The organism is Vibrio chagasii (assembly GCF_024347355.1).
GTDB classification, from domain to species: domain Bacteria; phylum Pseudomonadota; class Gammaproteobacteria; order Enterobacterales; family Vibrionaceae; genus Vibrio; species Vibrio chagasii.
In genome coordinates, this window is the sequence record NZ_AP025465.1 from 1 (window position 1) to 19,002 (window position 19,002).

13 protein-coding genes are annotated in these 19,002 nt (G+C 45.6%); 10 read left to right on the forward strand and 3 right to left on the reverse strand.

Translation table 11 applies throughout. The features are described from left to right. The 10 genes from dnaA (at position 1) to OCV52_RS00050 (ending at position 12,927) form a co-directional block, all read left to right on the forward strand. Entirely contained in the window at positions 1–1,428 is a 1,428-nt protein-coding gene (gene dnaA, locus OCV52_RS00005) for a chromosomal replication initiator protein DnaA (protein WP_004739264.1), read from the forward strand. 81 nt (positions 1,429–1,509) lie between these two features. Further along, the gene (gene dnaN, locus OCV52_RS00010; RefSeq protein ID WP_061033947.1) at positions 1,510–2,610 is read left to right on the forward strand and encodes a DNA polymerase III subunit beta; all 1,101 of its coding nucleotides are present in this window, start codon (positions 1,510–1,512) and stop codon (positions 2,608–2,610) included. A gap of 37 nt (positions 2,611–2,647) precedes the next feature. Continuing rightward, positions 2,648–3,727: a DNA replication/repair protein RecF gene (gene recF, locus OCV52_RS00015; RefSeq protein WP_137407570.1), complete on the forward strand. Its 1,080-nt coding sequence runs from the start codon at positions 2,648–2,650 to the stop codon at positions 3,725–3,727. A gap of 17 nt (positions 3,728–3,744) precedes the next feature. After that, the gene (gyrB, locus tag OCV52_RS00020; RefSeq protein WP_137407571.1) at positions 3,745–6,162 is read left to right on the forward strand and encodes a DNA topoisomerase (ATP-hydrolyzing) subunit B; all 2,418 of its coding nucleotides are present in this window, start codon (positions 3,745–3,747) and stop codon (positions 6,160–6,162) included. 371 nt (positions 6,163–6,533) lie between these two features. Then, positions 6,534–8,288: an ABC transporter substrate-binding protein gene (locus OCV52_RS00025; protein ID WP_137407572.1), complete on the forward strand. Its 1,755-nt coding sequence runs from the start codon at positions 6,534–6,536 to the stop codon at positions 8,286–8,288. An 11-nt stretch (positions 8,289–8,299) separates the two neighbouring features. Then, entirely contained in the window at positions 8,300–9,253 is a 954-nt protein-coding gene (locus OCV52_RS00030) for an ABC transporter permease (RefSeq protein WP_137407573.1), read from the forward strand. A gap of 10 nt (positions 9,254–9,263) precedes the next feature. Further along, entirely contained in the window at positions 9,264–10,157 is an 894-nt protein-coding gene (locus OCV52_RS00035; protein WP_137407574.1) for an ABC transporter permease, read from the forward strand. 1 nt (position 10,158) lies between these two features. Continuing rightward, positions 10,159–11,145: an ABC transporter ATP-binding protein gene (locus OCV52_RS00040; protein ID WP_008223241.1), complete on the forward strand. Its 987-nt coding sequence runs from the start codon at positions 10,159–10,161 to the stop codon at positions 11,143–11,145. After that, positions 11,142–12,122 carry an ABC transporter ATP-binding protein gene (locus OCV52_RS00045; protein ID WP_137407576.1) on the forward strand — a complete coding sequence of 327 codons (981 nt, stop codon included), beginning with the start codon at positions 11,142–11,144 and terminating at the stop codon, positions 12,120–12,122. The genes OCV52_RS00040 and OCV52_RS00045 overlap by 4 nt, the downstream gene beginning before the upstream one ends. Before the next feature lie 370 nt (positions 12,123–12,492). Beyond that, on the forward strand, positions 12,493–12,927 hold the full coding sequence (locus tag OCV52_RS00050) for an Hsp20 family protein (protein WP_004739258.1): 435 nt from the start codon (positions 12,493–12,495) through the stop codon (positions 12,925–12,927). A 216-nt stretch (positions 12,928–13,143) separates the two neighbouring features. Here OCV52_RS00050 and OCV52_RS00055 read toward each other — a convergent pair whose 3' ends face one another. The 3 genes from OCV52_RS00055 to glyS form a co-directional block, all read right to left on the reverse strand. Continuing rightward, complete coding sequence (locus tag OCV52_RS00055; RefSeq protein ID WP_137407577.1) at positions 13,144–14,394, reverse strand: valine--pyruvate transaminase; 1,251 nt, start codon at positions 14,392–14,394, stop codon at positions 13,144–13,146. A gap of 250 nt (positions 14,395–14,644) precedes the next feature. Continuing rightward, positions 14,645–16,732 (reverse strand): alpha-amylase, encoded by a 2,088-nt coding sequence (locus tag OCV52_RS00060; protein ID WP_137407578.1) that lies wholly within the window; start codon positions 16,730–16,732, stop codon positions 14,645–14,647. A gap of 202 nt (positions 16,733–16,934) precedes the next feature. Next, the gene (glyS, locus tag OCV52_RS00065) at positions 16,935–19,001 is read right to left on the reverse strand and encodes a glycine--tRNA ligase subunit beta (protein ID WP_004739251.1); all 2,067 of its coding nucleotides are present in this window, start codon (positions 18,999–19,001) and stop codon (positions 16,935–16,937) included. Position 19,002: the final 1 nt, after the last annotated feature.

Consider the following 19,002-nt stretch of genomic DNA (forward strand, 5'->3'; position numbering starts at 1 on the left):
GTGTCATCTTCGCTTTGGTTGCAGTGTTTGCAACAGCTTCAAGAAGAGTTACCAGCTACAGAATTCAGTATGTGGGTTCGTCCGTTACAAGCGGAGCTCAATGACAATACTCTAACTCTATTTGCACCGAACCGTTTCGTACTCGATTGGGTTCGTGATAAGTACTTAAATAGCATTAACCGTCTGCTGCAAGAATATTGCGGCAATGATATCCCGCATCTGCATTTTGAAGTCGGCAGTAAGCGTGTGTCGGCACCAAAGCCAGCAGCGCCTGCATCGGCTCCTGCGCCAACTCGCACTGCTGCTGATGTAGCGGCAGAGTCGTCAGCGCCTGCACAGCTGCAAGCTCGTAAGCCTGTTCATAACACATGGCGTGATGAAGAGCCTGTGGATGTGGATATCAACCACCGTTCAAACGTCAACCCTAAGCATAAGTTCAATAACTTCGTTGAGGGTAAGTCGAACCAACTTGGTTTGGCTGCAGCACGTCAGGTGGCGGATAACCCAGGTGCGGCATACAACCCACTATTCCTATACGGTGGCACCGGCCTAGGTAAAACTCACTTGTTGCACGCGGTAGGTAATGCCATTGTTGATGGCAAGCCGAATGCAAAAGTGGTGTACATGCACTCTGAGCGTTTTGTTCAGGATATGGTTAAAGCGCTACAAAACAATGCGATCGAAGAATTCAAACGCTACTACCGTAGTGTTGATGCCTTGCTTATCGATGACATCCAATTCTTCGCTAATAAAGAACGTTCTCAAGAAGAGTTCTTCCATACCTTTAATGCGCTGCTTGAAGGCAACCAACAGATCATCCTAACTTCTGACCGTTATCCAAAAGAGATCAACGGCGTAGAAGATCGTCTTAAATCTCGTTTCGGTTGGGGTTTGACGGTTGCGATCGAGCCACCAGAGCTTGAGACGCGTGTTGCGATCTTAATGAAGAAAGCAGAAGACCATCAAATTCACCTTGCGGATGAGGTGGCATTCTTTATTGCTAAGCGTCTGCGTTCTAACGTTCGTGAGCTAGAAGGCGCACTGAACCGTGTAATCGCGAATGCGAACTTCACTGGCCGCCCAATCACGATCGATTTCGTGCGCGAAGCACTGCGTGACCTACTGGCTCTGCAAGAGAAGCTGGTTACTATCGATAATATTCAGAAGACCGTTGCTGAGTACTACAAAATCAAAGTGGCAGACCTGCTGTCTAAGCGTCGTTCTCGTTCTGTTGCTCGCCCACGTCAACTGGCGATGGCGCTAGCAAAAGAGCTGACTAACCACAGCTTGCCTGAGATCGGTGATGCATTTGGTGGCCGTGACCACACCACGGTACTGCACGCTTGCCGTAAGATTGCTCAGCTGCGTGAAGAGAGCCACGACATTAAAGAAGATTATTCGAACTTGATTCGTACCCTTTCTTCTTAATACACAGTATTCTTAACCTTAATAAGCAGAATCTTGGTCACGTACATATGCTGCGTGCCATTTAGACCGTAAGAGCAAGATATGAAATTTACCATTGAACGTAGTCATCTGATTAAGCCGTTACAACAAGTGTCTGGCGCGCTAGGTGGCAGGCCAACACTTCCAATTCTAGGAAACCTACTGATTAAGGTAGAAGATAACGTGTTGTCGATGACAGCAACGGACCTAGAAGTTGAATTGATCAGCCGTGTAACGCTTGAAGGTGATTTCGAAGCCGGCAGCATCACAGTACCTTCTCGTAAATTCCTAGATATCTGCCGTGGTTTACCTGATAGCTCAGTGATCACTGTGGTATTGGATGGCGACCGCGTTCAAGTACGTTCTGGGCGTAGCCGTTTCTCATTGGCAACCTTGCCTGCGGCCGATTTCCCTAATATAGAAGACTGGAGCAGCGAAGTTGAAGTGTCTGTGACGCAAGCCGAACTGCGTGGTCTTATCGAAAAAACTCAATTCTCAATGGCGAACCAAGACGTTCGTTACTACCTCAACGGTATGTTGTTTGAGATTGAAGGCTCTACATTACGCAGTGTGGCGACCGATGGTCACCGTATGGCGGTATCTCAAGCGCAGCTTGGTGCGGATTTCGCACAGAAGCAGATCATTGTTCCTCGTAAAGGCGTGCAAGAGCTGGTGAAGCTATTGGATGCGCCTGAACAACCGGTAACACTGCAGATTGGTAACTCAAACGTACGCGCTGAAGTGAACAACTATGTCTTCACTTCGAAGCTGGTTGATGGTCGTTTCCCAGATTATCGCCGCGTAATGCCGCAAAACACCACCAAAACGCTAGAAGCGGGTTGTGATGAACTGCGTTCAGCGTTCTCTCGAGCTGCGATTCTATCGAATGAAAAATTCCGTGGTGTTCGCGTTAACCTTGCAGATAGCGAGATGCGCATTACTGCTAACAACCCAGAGCAAGAAGAAGCCGAAGAGATGCTGGACGTGACCTTTGAGGGGGATGCACTAGAGATCGGCTTTAACGTAAGCTATGTACTTGATGTTCTCAATACACTGCGCTGTGAGCAAGTTCGTATCTCAATGTCAGACGCGAACGCGAGTGCCTTGATTGAAAATGCACAAGATGACAGCGCAATGTACGTTGTTATGCCAATCCGTCTGTAGAGTTGGTGCCATCGTTAATGATTAATATGATGACGCTATGCCACTCTCTCGTCTAATCGTTAAGCAGTTTAGAAATATTGAAGCCTGTGACATTCAACCGTCATCAGGCTTTAACTTTCTTATAGGGCCTAACGGAAGCGGTAAAACCAGTGTTCTTGAAGCGGTATATCTGCTCGGCCACGGTCGCTCATTTAAGAGTTCCCTAACGGGACGCATCATACAAAATGAGTGTAGCGAACTGTTTGTGCACGGCCGTTTTATGACCTCGGATCAATTTGAGCTGCCAATTGGCATTAATAAGCAGCGCGATGGCACAACAGAGGTTAAAATAAGCGGTCAAACTGGGCAAAAACTCGCGCAGTTAGCGCAAGTCTTACCTTTGCAGTTGATTCACCCGGAAGGGTTTGATTTACTGACAGATGGACCTAAGCATCGCCGCGCATTCATTGATTGGGGAGTCTTCCACAGTGAGTCGGGTTTCTATGATGCATGGGGCAGGGTAAAGCGCCTCAATAAGCAGCGAAACGCCTTATTGAAAACGGCAACGCATTATCGAGAGCTGAGCTACTGGGACCAAGAACTGGCCCGTTTAGCGGAAAGCATCAGTGAGTGGCGTGCCACCTACGTTGAGCAGCTTAAAGAAGTCGCCGAAGAGATCTGTGCGACCTTCCTACCTGAGTTTGAGATAAAGATTAACTACTATCGCGGCTGGGACAAAGACACCCCATACGCCGAGATATTAGAGAAGAATTTTGAAAGGGATCAGCAGCTTGGTTACACCTTTAGTGGGCCAAACAAAGCGGATCTGAAGATAAAAGTGAACGGCACTCCAGTGGAAGATGTCTTGTCACGAGGTCAATTGAAGTTGATGGTGTGTGCGTTGCGAGTAGCACAAGGGCAACACCTCACTCAAATGACAGGTAAGCAGTGCATCTATTTAATAGATGACTTCGCTTCCGAATTAGATAGCCAACGCCGTGCACGTCTTGCTGAGTGTTTAAAGGCGACCGAGGCTCAAGTTTTTGTAAGCTCTATTACCGCTGATCAGATTGCAGATATGCATGATGAAAATAGCAGGATGTTTCATGTGGAACATGGCAAAATAGAGCAAGGATAATTAGTCAGAGAGTAACTATGTCAGATAATTACGATTCATCGAGTATTAAGGTACTGAAGGGTCTGGATGCGGTTCGTAAGCGTCCTGGAATGTACATTGGCGACACGGATGATGGTACCGGTCTGCACCACATGGTCTTCGAGGTAGTAGATAACTCTATTGATGAAGCGCTTGCTGGTCACTGTAATGACATCATTGTTACTATCCATGAAGACAATTCAGTATCGGTACGCGATGACGGCCGTGGTATTCCAACTGAAATTCACCCAGAAGAGAACGTGTCTGCTGCTGAAGTAATCATGACGGTTCTTCACGCTGGTGGTAAGTTCGATGATAACTCATACAAGGTATCAGGTGGCTTGCACGGTGTAGGTGTTTCAGTAGTAAACGCACTGTCTAAGCAGGTTACTCTTACTATCCACCGCGGTGGTAAAATCCATACTCAAACGTACCACCATGGTGAGCCTCAATCGCCACTAGCTGTGATTGGTGATACGGACCAAACGGGTACAGAAATCCGTTTCTGGCCAAGTGAAGAGACATTCTCAAATGTACTTTTCCACTACGATATTCTAGCTAAACGTCTACGTGAACTGTCGTTCCTAAACTCAGGCGTTTCTATCAAGCTAATTGATGAGCGTGAAGAAGATAAATCGGATCACTTCATGTTTGAGGGTGGTATTCAGGCGTTCGTTGATCACCTAAACACCAACAAAACTCCGATCATCCAAAAAATCTTCCACTTCGACCACGAACGTGAAGACGGCATTACTGTTGAAGTAGCGATGCAATGGAATGATGGTTACCAAGAGAACATCTACTGTTTCACAAACAACATTCCTCAACGTGATGGTGGTACTCACCTTGCTGGTTTCCGTGCTGCGCTGACGCGTACTCTGAACAGCTTCATGGATAAGGAAGGCTTCTCTAAGAAAGCGAAGACAGCAACATCAGGTGATGATGCTCGTGAAGGCCTAACTGCGGTTATCTCGGTAAAAGTGCCAGATCCTAAGTTCTCTAGCCAAACTAAAGACAAGCTGGTTTCTTCTGAAGTGAAATCTGCCGTTGAACAAGCGATGGGTGAAAAACTGTCTGAGTTCCTTATCGAGAACCCAACAGAAGCGAAAACCGTTTGTACTAAAATTATCGATGCAGCACGAGCTCGTGATGCAGCGCGTAAAGCACGTGAAATGACGCGTCGTAAAGGTGCTTTAGACCTAGCTGGCCTACCAGGTAAGCTTGCAGACTGTCAGGAAAAAGACCCTGCACTGTCTGAACTATACATAGTGGAGGGTGACTCGGCAGGCGGCTCCGCAAAACAAGGCCGTAACCGTAAGAACCAAGCGATTCTTCCACTAAAAGGTAAGATCCTAAACGTAGAGAAAGCACGCTTCGATAAGATGCTTTCTTCACAAGAAGTGGCAACCCTAATCACGGCTCTTGGCTGTGGTATCGGTCGCGACGAATACAACCCAGATAAGCTGCGTTACCACAACATCATTATCATGACCGATGCCGATGTCGATGGTTCGCACATTCGTACGCTACTATTGACCTTCTTCTACCGTCAAATGCCAGAGCTTATTGAGCGTGGCTACATCTACATCGCTCAGCCACCGCTTTACAAAGTGAAGAAAGGTAAGCAAGAGCAGTACATCAAAGATGAAGATGCAATGAACCAGTACCAAGTGGCATTGGCTCTAGACAACGCAGCGCTACACGTAAACCCTGATGCACCAGCATTGGCAGGTGAAGCGCTAGAGAAGCTAGTTCAGCAATACAACTCTGGTATCAAGCTGGTAGAGCGCATGAGCCGCCGTTACCCATATGCTCTAATGCATGAAATGATCTACATGCCTCGTCTAACTGCAGAGCAGTGTCATGATGAGTCAGTAGTAGAAGCATGGGGCAAGCAGCTAGTAGAACAGTTGAACGCGAAAGAGGTTGGTGCAAGCCAGTACTCTCTAGAAGTTGAGAAGCATGAAGAGCTAGGTCTAAGCCTGCCTAAGATTGTGGTTCGTACTCACGGTGTGACACACGAACACGCGCTAAGCGTTGATCTGTTCAACTCGAAAGAGTACGGCAAGCTAGCAAGCCTATCAGAAGCGTTAGACGGTCTGATTGAGGAGGGCGCTTACATCAAACGTGGTGAGCGTACTCAAGCAGTATCAAACTTTGTTGAAGCGTTGAACTGGTTGATTAAAGAGTCTCGTCGTGGTCTAAGCCTACAACGATACAAAGGTCTAGGTGAGATGAACCCAGATCAGCTTTGGGAAACCACAATGGACCCAGAGACACGTCGCATGATGCAAGTAACTATTGAAGATGCAGTCGGTGCAGACCAACTGTTCACCACGCTAATGGGTGATCAAGTTGAACCGCGTCGTAACTTCATCGAAGAGAACGCACTTAAAGTATCAAACCTAGACGTTTAGTCATCAATATGGCTTGAGAGCTTTGGTTATGCTTTCCATTAAACCACCTCATTCGAGGTGGTTTTTTTGTCTCGAAAAACGGTGACTTTTGAGAGTTTTACTATTGAAATCGGCAACTTATCGGCCGTTATCTTGTATGGGTTCGAAGAGGCATGTTGATAAATATGCCACCAAATTGTATGCAACTTGTTGTTTTTGTGTGGATTGGTTCAAATATTGTTCAATTGATCTTTGTCTATCTGGCATGTTTATGGATAACTACGGAAATAATAATTTTTAGCATACTGGAATGAAAGGCATTTCCTTTTTAAAGGTTAATGTCCACCAGAACGTGTTTATCTTCAAAAAAAAGTCATACATAAGGATATATTATGAGCAAATTCAGGCTGTTGCCTTTGGCCATGTTGGTAGCATCAAGCTTTGCTATCGCAGATGATGCCAAAGTTTTTAAATATTCAGATAATGGAACACCGACTTCATTTGATACGACACAAGCTGGCACCAGCTACTCCAATACTATTGTGACGGCCGTTTACGATACTCTGTATGAATATAAGTATCTCAAAGTGCCTTTTGAGTTAAAACCTAACCTTGCCGTCGCATTACCTGAAGTTTCGGATGATGGCCTAACGTATACCATCAAAATCAAACAAGGCGTTAAGTACAGCGACGATGAAGCCTTTAACGGCGGAAAAGGCCGAGAGGTGGTAGCCAGTGATTTTGTTTACTCTATTAAACGACATTTTGACCCTAAAAATCGCTCACAAGGTGCTTGGTTATGGGCGGGAAAAATTGTTGGCTTAGATCAATGGAAAGCGGATGGCGCAGATTACTCGAAGGACATTGAAGGCCTGCATGCTCTCGATGACCACACCATTCAGATCAAGCTTACTCAACCTTTCCCTCAGTTGACGTATACATTGGCGATGGGTTATTCCGCCTTGGTGCCGCACGAAGCTGTCACAAAGTATGGTCGTGAACTTTCAGTACACCCTGTAGGCTCTGGGCCTTACAAATTGGTCTCACACAACAGTACGAAAACTGTCCTTGAACGGAACCCCACCTACCGAAATGAAACGTTTGATTTGGCTGGCTCGGGTTACGATCCTGCGGTTCATGGTAAAGCGGGTATTGCGGCGCTTGATGGTAAAACACTGCCGATCGTCGACCGTATTGAAGCGAACTGGATAAAACAGCCTTCCGCACGTTGGAATTCGTTCACAAAAGGCAATGAAATCCAAGTATCTACCTTGCAAAATGAGCAAATTGAAACGGTTTTGTCATCCAAACAGCCAGTAACATTGAATCCAGAGTATGCGGAAAAATACCACTATCGGGTAACGACGCAATCGGAATTAATTTATAACTTATTCAACTTCGATGACGACTATTTTGGTTTTGATGATGACGCAAAAACAGAGGCGCAAAATAAGGCATTACGTTGTGCGATCGTTAAATCTTTTAATTGGGATGAGCGTATTGAGCGTTTTTATCTCGGTTTAGGTAAAGCCTATCCAGGGTTTATTTTACCGGGCACGGATGGCTTTGATCCAAATATGGATAAGGCCTCGATACAGCAAGATATTGCTGGTGCAAAAGCGTTATTGAAAGCCAACGGTTGGAACGCAAAAAATCTACCGACTCTAGAATATCCAAGTGTCTCTAGCACACGTGATAAGCAGTTTTTTGAACAGTTTCGTGGCAACTTAATTAAGATAGGTTACCCGAAAAACAAAATTAAATTCAAAGGTTACGCAACGTTTGGGGATTACAACCGTGATTTGAAGAATAGTCAGACGCAGATGATGGGTCTTGCTTGGCTACTGGACTACCCAGATGCGGAAAATACTTTACAACTATTTTACGGTCCAAATCGCTCGCCTGGCTCCAACAGCTCAAATTACAGCAACCCAGAATACGATGTATTGTATAAGAAGTCATCGGTCATGCAACCAAGCCCAGAACGAACGGCGATCTATCAAACCATGAATACTATGCTAGTGGAAGACTGCGTCGGTATTGGCAGCTTTTCTCGCACGAGAATTGATTTGTGGAATAAAGACGTCGTTGTGTGGCCTCAACATGACTTTGTTGGCAACTACTTCAAATATGTGGATGTAAAGTAAGGCGAAGCTGAATGGAAACGTTGCGTTATTGTGGTAAAAAGCTGATATACAGCATGCCTCTACTATTCGGTGTTACGCTGATCAGTTTTATCTTGATGGTCTATTTTGGCCCGGATAAAACATATGATCTATTGGGACGAAACCCGACCATTGAAGACATTAATGAAATGCGTCATCAACTCGGTTACGACAACCCTTTTTGGGTCCGTTATGCTGAATATGTGAAGCAGGTTTTTACTTTTGATTTTGGGTATTCAGATTCAACGGGTGAAAAAGTTACCTCTATTTTAAGCAAAACCATTCCTGTCTCGCTTGCACTGCAAGCACCCGGCTTTATTTTGGGTCATTTGATGGGGGTTGGTTTGGCGTTATTGGCTGCGCAAAATAGAGCCTCGCTTATCGATAAGCTGGTGATGTCGTCTTCGGTTGTTGGCATGAGCATTTCATACCTGATTGTGATTATCGCAACACAACTGATTTTCTGTTCAAGTTTTGGCCTTAACCTCTTCCCAGTCTATGGCTGGGAAGTGAACTCTTTGTCTGATTATATTTACTATACGACAGTCCCTACGATCTCCGCAGTTTTTGTGTCAGTTGGATACAATACTAGGTTTTACAGGGCGGTGTTGGTCGAGGAGTTAAATCGAGATCACATTCGTACTGCCAAAGCATTTGGTCATAAGCCGACCACCATTCTTTTTAAACATGTGTTAAAGAACGCAATGATCCCCATCATCACGAGAGTGGTGTTCTCTATTCCGTTTGTTGTCATTGGTGGCTCTTTACTTTTAGAAAGTTATTTTGGTATCCCTGGAGTTGGGCTGATTACCTATGATGCGATTACAACGGGCGATTTACCGGTACTGAAGGCTGTCATTGTTCTAATTACATTCTTATTCATTGCTGTTGTGAGCATTGTTGATGTGCTTTACAAAACAGTGGATCCAAGAGTTTCTTTGAAGTAGGGGGAATACAATGTTAGAAGCGTTAGCTAAGCCTAGTACGGAGGAGTTAACCCTACAAAAGCGAGAGTCTTTATGGACAAAAGCTTGGGTTAAATTCAAACGAGATAAGATAGGTTTAATCAGTTTTTTCGTGGTTGCCGTCTACTTTACTGTTGCACTGCTCGTTTGGGCTGGCTTTATCGCTCAAGACTGGGATGAGATGATGGGGGCGAGTTTTTCAGCCCCAACAATAGAGCATTGGTTTGGAACAAACATCAATGGGCAGGACATCTTCCAGCGTGCTACATATAGCACCAAAACGGCTTTTGAAGTCGGCTTAACGGTTGCCATCTTCGCGACTCTTGTTGGAGCGGGGTTCGGTTGTATCACGGGGTATTTTTCAGGCACCGTTCTAGACGAATTTATTCTGTGGATCATGAATAGTATCGACTGTATTCCCTACTTTTTGATGGTCGCTGCGATTGCAGTCGCTTTCGATGATAGCCCATACTCTATGCACTTTGCCATGACGATCGCATTTTGGACGGGGACGGCGCGGGTTGTTCGTGGTGAGGTTATAAAACTTAAAAGCATGGAATTTGTTGAGGCGGCACATTCATTGGGTGTACCGACTTATCGAGTTATCTTTAAGCACCTTATGCCCAATACGATGCATCTGTTGTTGGTGGATATGACACTGTTGTTTATTACGGCCATAAAAAGTGAAGTTATTTTAAGCTTTCTAGGGTTAGGTATTAAAGACAGCATTAGCTGGGGATTAATGATTTCAGAAGCAAGCAGCGATGTGACTGCTGGGCACTTTGCGAATTTCTTTGCAGCATCCGGTTTGCTGTTTGTCCTAGTATTGGCGTTTAATTTGTTTTCAGACTCTTTGCAAGATGCATTAGATCCAAGGAAGGTATAGCGTGAGCGATGATCAACCGTTATTAAAAGTGAGCAATCTTGCTGTCGATTTCAAAAATGATAAAGGGACGGTACGTGCTATTGATGAAATATCCTTTCACGTAAACCCTGGAGAAACCGTTGCGATTGTCGGTGAGTCTGGTTGTGGTAAATCAGTGAGTTCTTTGGCTGTGATGGGGCTAGTTCCTTCACCGCCAGGGAAGATAGCGTCAGGCAGTATTCAGTTTAAAGGTAAAGAGCTTGTTGGGTTAAAAGAAAAAGAGTATCGCAGAGTTCGTGGTAATGATATTTCTATGATTTTCCAAGAGCCGATGACTGCTCTTAATCCTGTGCTAAAAATTGGGACACAGATGGTCGATGTGATTCGTTTGCACAGTAACCTTAACAAGGTGAATGCGAGACAACGTGCTATCGAAATGCTCGAAACTGTTGGTATTCCATCTCCAGAAACTCGCATTGATGAATACCCTCACCAGTTATCTGGAGGGATGCGACAGCGTGTCATGATTGCGATGGCTCTCTCATGCGGCCCGGATTTGCTGCTTGCAGATGAGCCGACAACGGCTCTGGATGTTACTATTCAGGCGCAAGTTATGGAAGAAATGGTTCGGTTGCAAAAAGAGTTCAACATGGCTGTTGTGCTGGTGACACACGATCTTGGAGTTGTCGCTGAATCCTGTCAGCGTGTTATTGTCATGTACTGCGGACAGATAATAGAGCAAGCACCGGTAGAGCAGATCTTCGCATCCCCCAAGCACCCCTACACAAAAGGCTTATTGCAATCTATTCCTGTTGTGCGAGATAAGAAAATACCTCGCTTACCCACCATTGAGGGAATGGTTCCAGATTTGGCCAATTTACCTAAAGGTTGCCGATTTGCTGACCGTTGTGATCGTGTCATTGACCTTTGTCGAGAGTCAAGACCACAGCTAAGTAAGGGAGAAACGCACCAAGTCGCATGTTTTCATGCAGAAGGGAGAATGGCATGAATATACCGCTGTTAGAAGTTAAAGGCCTCAAGAAAGAGTTTGTTGTTGGAAGTAGCTTTTTCAAAAAAAATCGTGCGGTTTGTAAAGCGGTGGATGATGTTTCATTTACTATTTACAAAGGAAAAACATTAGGCTTAGTGGGAGAGTCTGGGTGTGGGAAGTCCACGTTAGGTCGTTGTATTCTGCGTTTACATGAACCTACAGCAGGCAAAGTAAGCTTAAATGGTCAAGATCTGGTGGCCTTACCTAGTAAGGAACTTAAAAACTTACGTAAAGATATACAGATTATCTTTCAAGACCCTTTTGCCTCATTGAGCCCACGTATGACGATTCATGACATATTACGTGAACCTCTCGATATTCATAACATTGGAACTATTGAAGAGCGAGAAGCAAAAATAGCAGAAGTGATTGATATTGTTGGTTTAAGACCGCACGTTCTGAATCGTTATCCACATGAATTCTCGGGCGGCCAGCGTCAACGTGTAGGAATTGCGCGTGCTTTAGTTCTTGAACCAGAGTTTATTGTTGCTGATGAGCCTGTTTCTGCGTTGGACGTATCAGTACAGGCACAGGTGCTTAATCTCATTGCTGAATTGCAGGAGAAGAAGGGAATATCTTTTCTATTCATTGCCCACGATTTAGCGGTTGTGCAACATATATGCGATGAAGTCGGCGTGATGTATCTGGGGCGACTCGTTGAAAAAGCTTCAGCTGAGGAGCTCTATCGCAATCCGAAACACCCTTATACAAAAGCATTGTTATCTGCGATCCCGGTCCCAGACCCTACCAAAACGAAAGAGCGAAACTTTTTACAAGGGGATGTTCCGTCACCGTTAAGCCCTCCTAGTGGCTGCACCTTTAGAACGCGTTGTCCACAAGCAACACTCGAGTGTAAAAACGTTAAACCGGAGTTAACAAACCTGGCATTTGACGGTGAGATTGAGCACTTAGTTAGTTGTCATTTGTATAAATAACATCAATCACACCCAATGAAATATTGAGCTTATAGCAAAGTGCCTTCCTTGAGGGCACTTTTTTTGTTTGAGACCCTTGAAACTATTTTGCTCAATCCATATATCTATTTGTGAAGAGGATGACTGTCTTGCTCTACAAGAGAAGAAACAGAACCTTCATTACCGCTGACGAAGTATCGCTCAACAGAGGATAACTTTAGCAGCACACAACTTAAAAATTGATTCACTGTCATGTCCCAGTGTTGTCGCCAACAGAGGTGAAACCCGAGGAATGCGAATTGAATCTCTTAGCTGTTTACTTGGTCTCATACACAGGTTCGATCAAGTAAAATTCGCAGCTAAGATTATTGCTTACTAAAAGGATAGCATTATGAGAACTGTAGATTTCACTCCACTTTACCGCAACGCAATCGGCTTCGATCGTCTATTCAACATGATGGAAGCGAACACATCGAAGAATACTTCTGGCGGTTACCCTCCATACAACATCGAGCAAAAAGACGAGAACAACTACCGTATCACTATGGCTGTTGCTGGTTTTGCTGATGACCAATTAGATCTGACTCAGAAAGAGAACATGCTAATTGTTAAAGGTGAGCGTAAACCTGAAGCAGAAAAAACCTATGTGTATCAAGGTATCGCAGAGCGTGATTTTGAGCGTAAATTCCAACTTGCAGATTACGTAAAAGTAGTAGGAGCAAGCATGGAAAATGGTCTTCTTCACATCGACCTAGAACGCGAAATCCCAGAAGCGATGCAACCACGTAAGATTGCTATTAATGGTAATAGCCTACTAGAAGGCTAATCCCCGTCATACTTGAAGCTACAGCGTTGTTGACGTCGTAAATTCCCCCTAATCACATAGGTTCCCTATGCTCATAGGGCTGAATTTTCTAGTCGCCTAGCTGAACCCCCAATTATTTAGGGTATTCAAGTGACAAAACTATCGGGAAGTAAAAGTGAAAGAGCACCTATGAGGTGCTCTTTTTGTATTTGGTCTACGGTAAGCTAAAAGCTCTGATTACTGTTCTGCGTAAGCCTTTTTCACTTCTTCAGCAATAATCGCAATACCTTTTTGCATTGCTTCATCGTCTTGTACGTAGTTCATACGTAGGCACTGATGAGCATGATCCCACTCATCTTCTTGGCCGATAAAGAAGTATTCACCCGGAACAATCAGCACGCCGCGAGCTTTTAATCTGTCGTACAGTTCCATGGTGGTGATTGGCAGTTCATCAAACCATAGCCACAAGAAGATAGCGCCTTCAGGTTTGTGAATACGGAAACGTGGGTCATCAATCGCTTCTTGTAGCAGTTCGACAGCGCGCAAAGACTTCTCTTTATAGAAAGGTTTAATCATTTCGCTGCTTAAACGCAATAGATCACCTTTTTCAATCATGTGATTGGCAATCGCTGGCCCAACACTGCTTGGCGCTAAGCTTATGATGCCATTCATGTTGGTTAGTGCTTGAGTGACTTCTTCGCTCGCAATCACGATACCGCAGCGCACTCCTGGCAAACCAAGCTTAGAAAGGCTCATGCACAGAATCGTGTTTTCATTCCAGAATGGTTCCACATCTTCAAAGATGATGTTTGGAAATGGTAGGCCGTAAGCATTGTCGATCAGCAGTGGGATGTTGTTGTTACGCGCCAGCTTATCCAGTTTACGCACTTCTTCGTCGGTCAGTACGTTACCGGTTGGGTTGGTTGGGCGAGACGCACAGATAGCGGCGACTGAGTCATCCACTTTTAGCTGTTCGAAATCGACGTGGTATTTGAACTGGCGGTTTTCTAGCAGTTCGATCTCTGGGTGGTAAGAGATAAAGATATCGTCATCAATTCCCGCATCGCCGTAGCCGATGTATTCCGGTGCGATCGGCAGTAGGATTTTCTTATGTGAGCCATCTGGCTGTTGGCCTGCTAGCAGGTTGAACAGGTAAAAGAAGCCACTTTGACTGCCATTAGTTAGGCTGATATTCTTTTCGCTGATGTCCCAGCCATAGGTCTCTTTTAGCATCGCCGCTAAAGATTTAATAAAGCTGTCTTTGCCCTGCGGGCCATCGTAGTTGGCGAGGGCGGCGATGAGTTCTCCACTGGCGAGCATATCTGCACTGGCTTGGTTAAAGTAATCGAGCATGGCTGGGATAGCGGCTGGGTTGCCACCACCAAGCATGATTGCGCCAGGAGTGCGCAGGCCATCATTCAAATCATCCATCAAACGAGTGATTCCAGAGTAACGATTAAACTTTTCACCAAACTTAGAGAACTGCATTACTTATTTTACCTAATTCATTGTGATTGCTTGTTATGTGTCATTAAGGCAGACCTTATGTCTGCCATCAGTGTAATCCTTGAACATACCGCAATGTTTTTGCGACGCATAGCGCCAAATGCTCTAACACGTAAAAAACTTCTATAAAGTTTGGCTAATGAGTAACTGCTTGCTTATTACACTAGTTTTTGAGATCAAAAAGGAGAAGCCGAAGCTTCTCCATGAGTTTTGACTGTTTAACCCTGCTGGCTTATTTCGAGCCGGTATACACAACTAGCACCTTGTCATCTTGGTATTGACGTTCGAAGGCGTAATATCCCTTGCTGTTGCGGATGATGTGCTTACCTTGCGCGACAGCTGGGTGGCGTTGGCGGAATTGTCCGAGTGCTTGCCAGTGCTTTAACAACTCGGCATGCTCTCCGGTGATTTGCTCCCAAGGCATGTCTGAGCGAGTGCCTTGCATTGGGTCTGATCCTGTTGGTCCAAAGTCACGGGCTATTTCATCTCCGTAATAGATCTGGACTGCACCCGGAGCCAGCATTAACGCATTCGCGGCTTTGGTTTGTTTGGCAAAGTCATTGCCGTGCTGCGTCCAGAATAGTGAGGTGTCGTGAGAGGATAAGTAACTCAACACGTTGAACTCGCTGTCACTGCTGATCTTCTCTGCATAGCGAAGGTAGTCAGCATCGAGATCGGATAGGCATTTAAGCGCTTTAGGGGCGATATCGCTCTGGAATTCAAAGTTGATGATCGAATCAAATCCGTTAGCGAAGTAATCTGACTTCACCACGCTGTGTGCCCATACTTCGCCGGTCATCCAGAAGGGTAGGTCATCTAGAGCTTTGTCTGGGTTGTTCTGTTTCCATTCAGCCAGTGCTTGGTTAGTGCTCTTTTTCAGTTCTGCCCACGCTTCCAGCTCAACGTGCTTGGCGGTATCGACTCTAAAGCCATCCACGCCGTATTCACGTACCCAGTCTGAAAGCCAAGTGATGAGGTGGTCACGAGGTGTTTTGAGTTCATCAGTCGCGCTGGTGGATTTGTTGCGATAGAAATTCGGTAGCCCTGTGGTTTCTGTCGATTCTGTTTTGAAATCAGGCAAGTGCGCCAATGACATGGTCAGGTTGTTGTAACCCGGAGAGTCGTAAGCACCGATATCGCTACGCAGCCAGGCTTTGCCCCACCATTTTTCCCACGCTTCTTTGTCACCGTAAGAGATGTAGTTGTTGAAATAGTGCCAGTTCTGACCTTTTTCGGGTTGCCAATCTGTCCAGTTCTCACCAAGCTTTTTTGTTTCTTCTTCATCACTCAGGTTGAGCTTACCAAAGTCGAACTCCTGCATATCGGCCAGGGTAGCGTAGCCAGTGTGGTTCATGACTATGTCCCAGATGACACGAATGCCTTTGCTGTGCGCAGTATCGATGAAGGTTTTTAGCTCGTCTTCGGTACCCATGTTGTCATCAAGTTTGGTCCAATCTTGATGGTAGTAACCATGGTAGCCATAGTGTTTGAAATCGCCACGGTCACCACCGCCAACCCAACCATGTATCTGCTCTAAGGGAGACGTAATCCAGATCGCATTAGCACCGAGCGATTCAATGTAGTCGAGCTTTTCAGTTAAGCCTGCTAGGTCACCGCCGTGGAAGGTGCCGATTTCATCTTGCCCGTCTTGGCTACGGCCGTAGCTATTGTCGTTGTCAGGGTTGCCGTTGTGGAAGCGGTCGGTCATCACGAAGTAAACCGTAGCGTTATCCCAACTAAAATCTGCTTTGGTTTCAGGCTCAACCTTTTCTAGTAATAAGACGCCTTGGCTACTTTCAGCTGGTTGCATGGTGACACTGCTGTTAGTGACCGTTGTTTGTATTCCGGAAAGGGCATCTCTGACTAAGGTGCCATCGTCAAAGGTTTGAGCAACATTGATTGTGGTTGGCCCGTCACTAGGAACCGGACAAGCAAAGCTTTGGACTTGTTGCTGTTTTGGTTTTATTTGAACCGTTAACTCGTTGGTTTGCGGGTTGAGTGTAAATTGGTAGGTATTCGCGCGAAAGACCTTAATAGCGAGCTCAGATTTCTCAGCGCAGTCGTCTAGGCGAAGGGGTTTATTGAATTTAATGCGACTCTCTTCCGCCAGTGCATAGTTGGTGCCACAGGTGTTTTTACTATCGCTGATAGAGAAGGTATAGCTACCTTTAGCGAGTTCCTGTTCTGCGATCACAGTGCCTTTGCCTGTTGATTCGAATACAACTGTGTCGTTATCAATCGTCAGTAATAGGTTGTTGTCGCTGGTTTGGCTGCATGCGCTGAGTGCAAGCATTGAAAGTGCGAGTACTGTTTTTTTCATTGTTCCCTTCCCCTGAATAATCAGGTCAGTTATAGCAAACAATGCCCTCTACAGTCTGAGTGCTGATTCATTCAGTTAATCAATAACACCTCTACAAACAAATGCTTGGTTCACAAAAACAAAAAGGGAAGCTTTCGCTTCCCTTTGGGTATTTACCTTTCATTGTTCAGAGCATCGCTTTGAACAGCTTTCTCACTCGTACTTATTTTTGCAGTAGAGAGATGTCAGCAATCTGTAGGAACAGGTTACGTAGGTTATTCAGTAGTGTCAGACGGTTCTTCTTAAGTGCTTCGTCATCAGCCATAACCATTACGTTATCGAAGAACGCATCAACAGGCTCACGTAGAGCTGCTAGCTTGCTTAGGGCTTCTTGGTAGTTACCTGTCGCAAATGCTGGCTCTAGTGCTTCTGTCATTACAGCAACGTTTTCAGCCAGTGCTTTCTCTGCATCTTCTTGAAGAAGGGCTAGATCGATATCTGCTGCTAGCTCACCATCGAATTTCGCAAGGATGTTACCTACACGTTTGTTCGCTGCTGCTAGTGCTTCTGCCGCTTCTAGTTCACGGAAGTGAGAAACCGCTTTAACACGTTGGTCAAAGTCAGTTGGCTTAGTTGGACGGTTAGCTAGTACTGCCTGGATGATATCCACGCTGAAGCCAGCATCTTGGTACCATGCGCGGAAACGACCTAGCATGAAGTCGATAACGTCAGCTTCTACGTTGTCGTTGGTTAGCTTGTCGCCTAGTAGTTCTTTCGCTTTTGCGATCAGATCTGTTAGGTCTAGGTTGTAGCCGTTTTCAACGATAATACGTAGTACACCTAGTGATGCACGACGTAGAGCGAATGGGTCAGAACCTTTTGGAGCTTGGCCAATACCGAAGATACCTACGATAGTGTCTAGCTTGTCTGCCATTGCTACTGCAGAAGAGATACCAGTGCTTGGTAGGTCATCACCTGCGAAACGAGGCATGTACTGCTCGTAAAGTGCTAGTGCAACTTGCTCGTCTTCACCATCGTGAGTCGCGTAGTGCATGCCCATTACACCTTGAGTATCTGTGAATTCGAATACCATAGAGGTCATTAGGTCACATTTAGCCAATAGGCCTGCGCGCTTCGACTTCTCAACGTCAGCATCGATTTGTTCAGCGATGTAGCCAGCAAGCTCAGTGATGCGGTCTGTTTTGTCTTTGATAGTACCAAGCTGCTTCTGGAAGATAGCTTGGTCCAGTTCTGGAAGACGGTCGATAAGAGGACGCTTACGGTCAGTGTTGAAGAAGAACTCAGCATCCGCAAGGCGTGGGCGTACAACCTTCTCGTTACCTTCGATGACGTGGCGAGGCTCTTTAGACTCGATGTTCGATACGAAGATAAAGTTAGGCAGTAGCTTCTTGTTTTCATCGTAAACAGGGAAGTATTTTTGGTCACCCTTCATGGTGTAAACCAAAGCTTCAGAAGGAACTTTTAGGAACTCTTCTTCAAATTTCGCTGTTAGTACTACTGGCCATTCAACCAGAGATGTTACTTCTTCAACAAGGTCATCTTCTAGGTCAGCTTTACCGCCAACCGCTGCTGCTGCTTTTTGCGAATCAGCTAGGATGATTGCTTTACGCGCTTCGTAATCAGCCATTACTTTACCGCGCTCTTCTAGGATCGCTGGGTATTGCTCTGCTGAATCGATAGTGAACTCTTGTTCACCCATGAAGCGGTGACCACGGATAGTGCGGCCAGATGCTACGCCTAGGATCTCACCTTCGATAAGGTCAGCGCCCATTAGCATAGTCAGTGTTTTAACCGGACGGATGAATTGAGTCGTCTTGTTACCCCAGCGCATCGGCTTAGCGATAGGCAGGTTACCTAGTGCTTTAGCCGCTAGCTCAACAACGATTTCAGACGTTGCTTGACCTTTTACTTCTTGTTTGAAAAGAAGCCATTCGCCTTTGTCTGTTACTAGACGGTCAGCTTGTTCAACCGTGATGCCGTTACCACGAGCCCAGCCTTGAGCCGCTTTTGTTGCGTTGCCGTCAGCATCGAATGCCACAGAAACTGCAGGGCCGCGTTTTTCAACAACTTTGTCTTCTTGGCCTTCAGCCAGTGCTGCTACTTTTAAAGCAAGACGGCGAGGTGCTGCGTACCACTTCACGCCTTCGTGCGCTAGGTTTGCGCCTTTTAGCTCTGCTTCGAAGTTTGCCGCGAATGCTTCTGCTAGAGTGCGAAGTTGCGTTGGTGGTAGCTCTTCAGTACCCAGTTCAATTAGAAATTCTTTAGCCATG

What these genes read in the sequence shown, in the direction of transcription:
- dnaN (WP_061033947.1), top strand. Translation starts at nt 1,510, where the DNA reads ATGAAATTTACCATTGAACGTAGTCATCTGATTAAGCCGTTACAACAA.
- recF (WP_137407570.1), top strand. Translation starts at nt 2,648, where the DNA reads ATGCCACTCTCTCGTCTAATCGTTAAGCAGTTTAGAAATATTGAAGCC.
- gyrB (WP_137407571.1), top strand. Translation starts at nt 3,745, where the DNA reads ATGTCAGATAATTACGATTCATCGAGTATTAAGGTACTGAAGGGTCTG.
- OCV52_RS00025 (WP_137407572.1), top strand. Translation starts at nt 6,534, where the DNA reads ATGAGCAAATTCAGGCTGTTGCCTTTGGCCATGTTGGTAGCATCAAGC.
- OCV52_RS00030 (WP_137407573.1), top strand. Translation starts at nt 8,300, where the DNA reads ATGGAAACGTTGCGTTATTGTGGTAAAAAGCTGATATACAGCATGCCT.
- OCV52_RS00035 (WP_137407574.1), top strand. Translation starts at nt 9,264, where the DNA reads ATGTTAGAAGCGTTAGCTAAGCCTAGTACGGAGGAGTTAACCCTACAA.
- OCV52_RS00045 (WP_137407576.1), top strand. Translation starts at nt 11,142, where the DNA reads ATGAATATACCGCTGTTAGAAGTTAAAGGCCTCAAGAAAGAGTTTGTT.
- OCV52_RS00050 (WP_004739258.1), top strand. Translation starts at nt 12,493, where the DNA reads ATGAGAACTGTAGATTTCACTCCACTTTACCGCAACGCAATCGGCTTC.
- OCV52_RS00055 (WP_137407577.1), bottom strand. Translation starts at nt 14,394, where the DNA reads ATGCAGTTCTCTAAGTTTGGTGAAAAGTTTAATCGTTACTCTGGAATC.
- OCV52_RS00060 (WP_137407578.1), bottom strand. Translation starts at nt 16,732, where the DNA reads ATGAAAAAAACAGTACTCGCACTTTCAATGCTTGCACTCAGCGCATGC.
- glyS (WP_004739251.1), bottom strand. Translation starts at nt 19,001, where the DNA reads ATGGCTAAAGAATTTCTAATTGAACTGGGTACTGAAGAGCTACCACCA.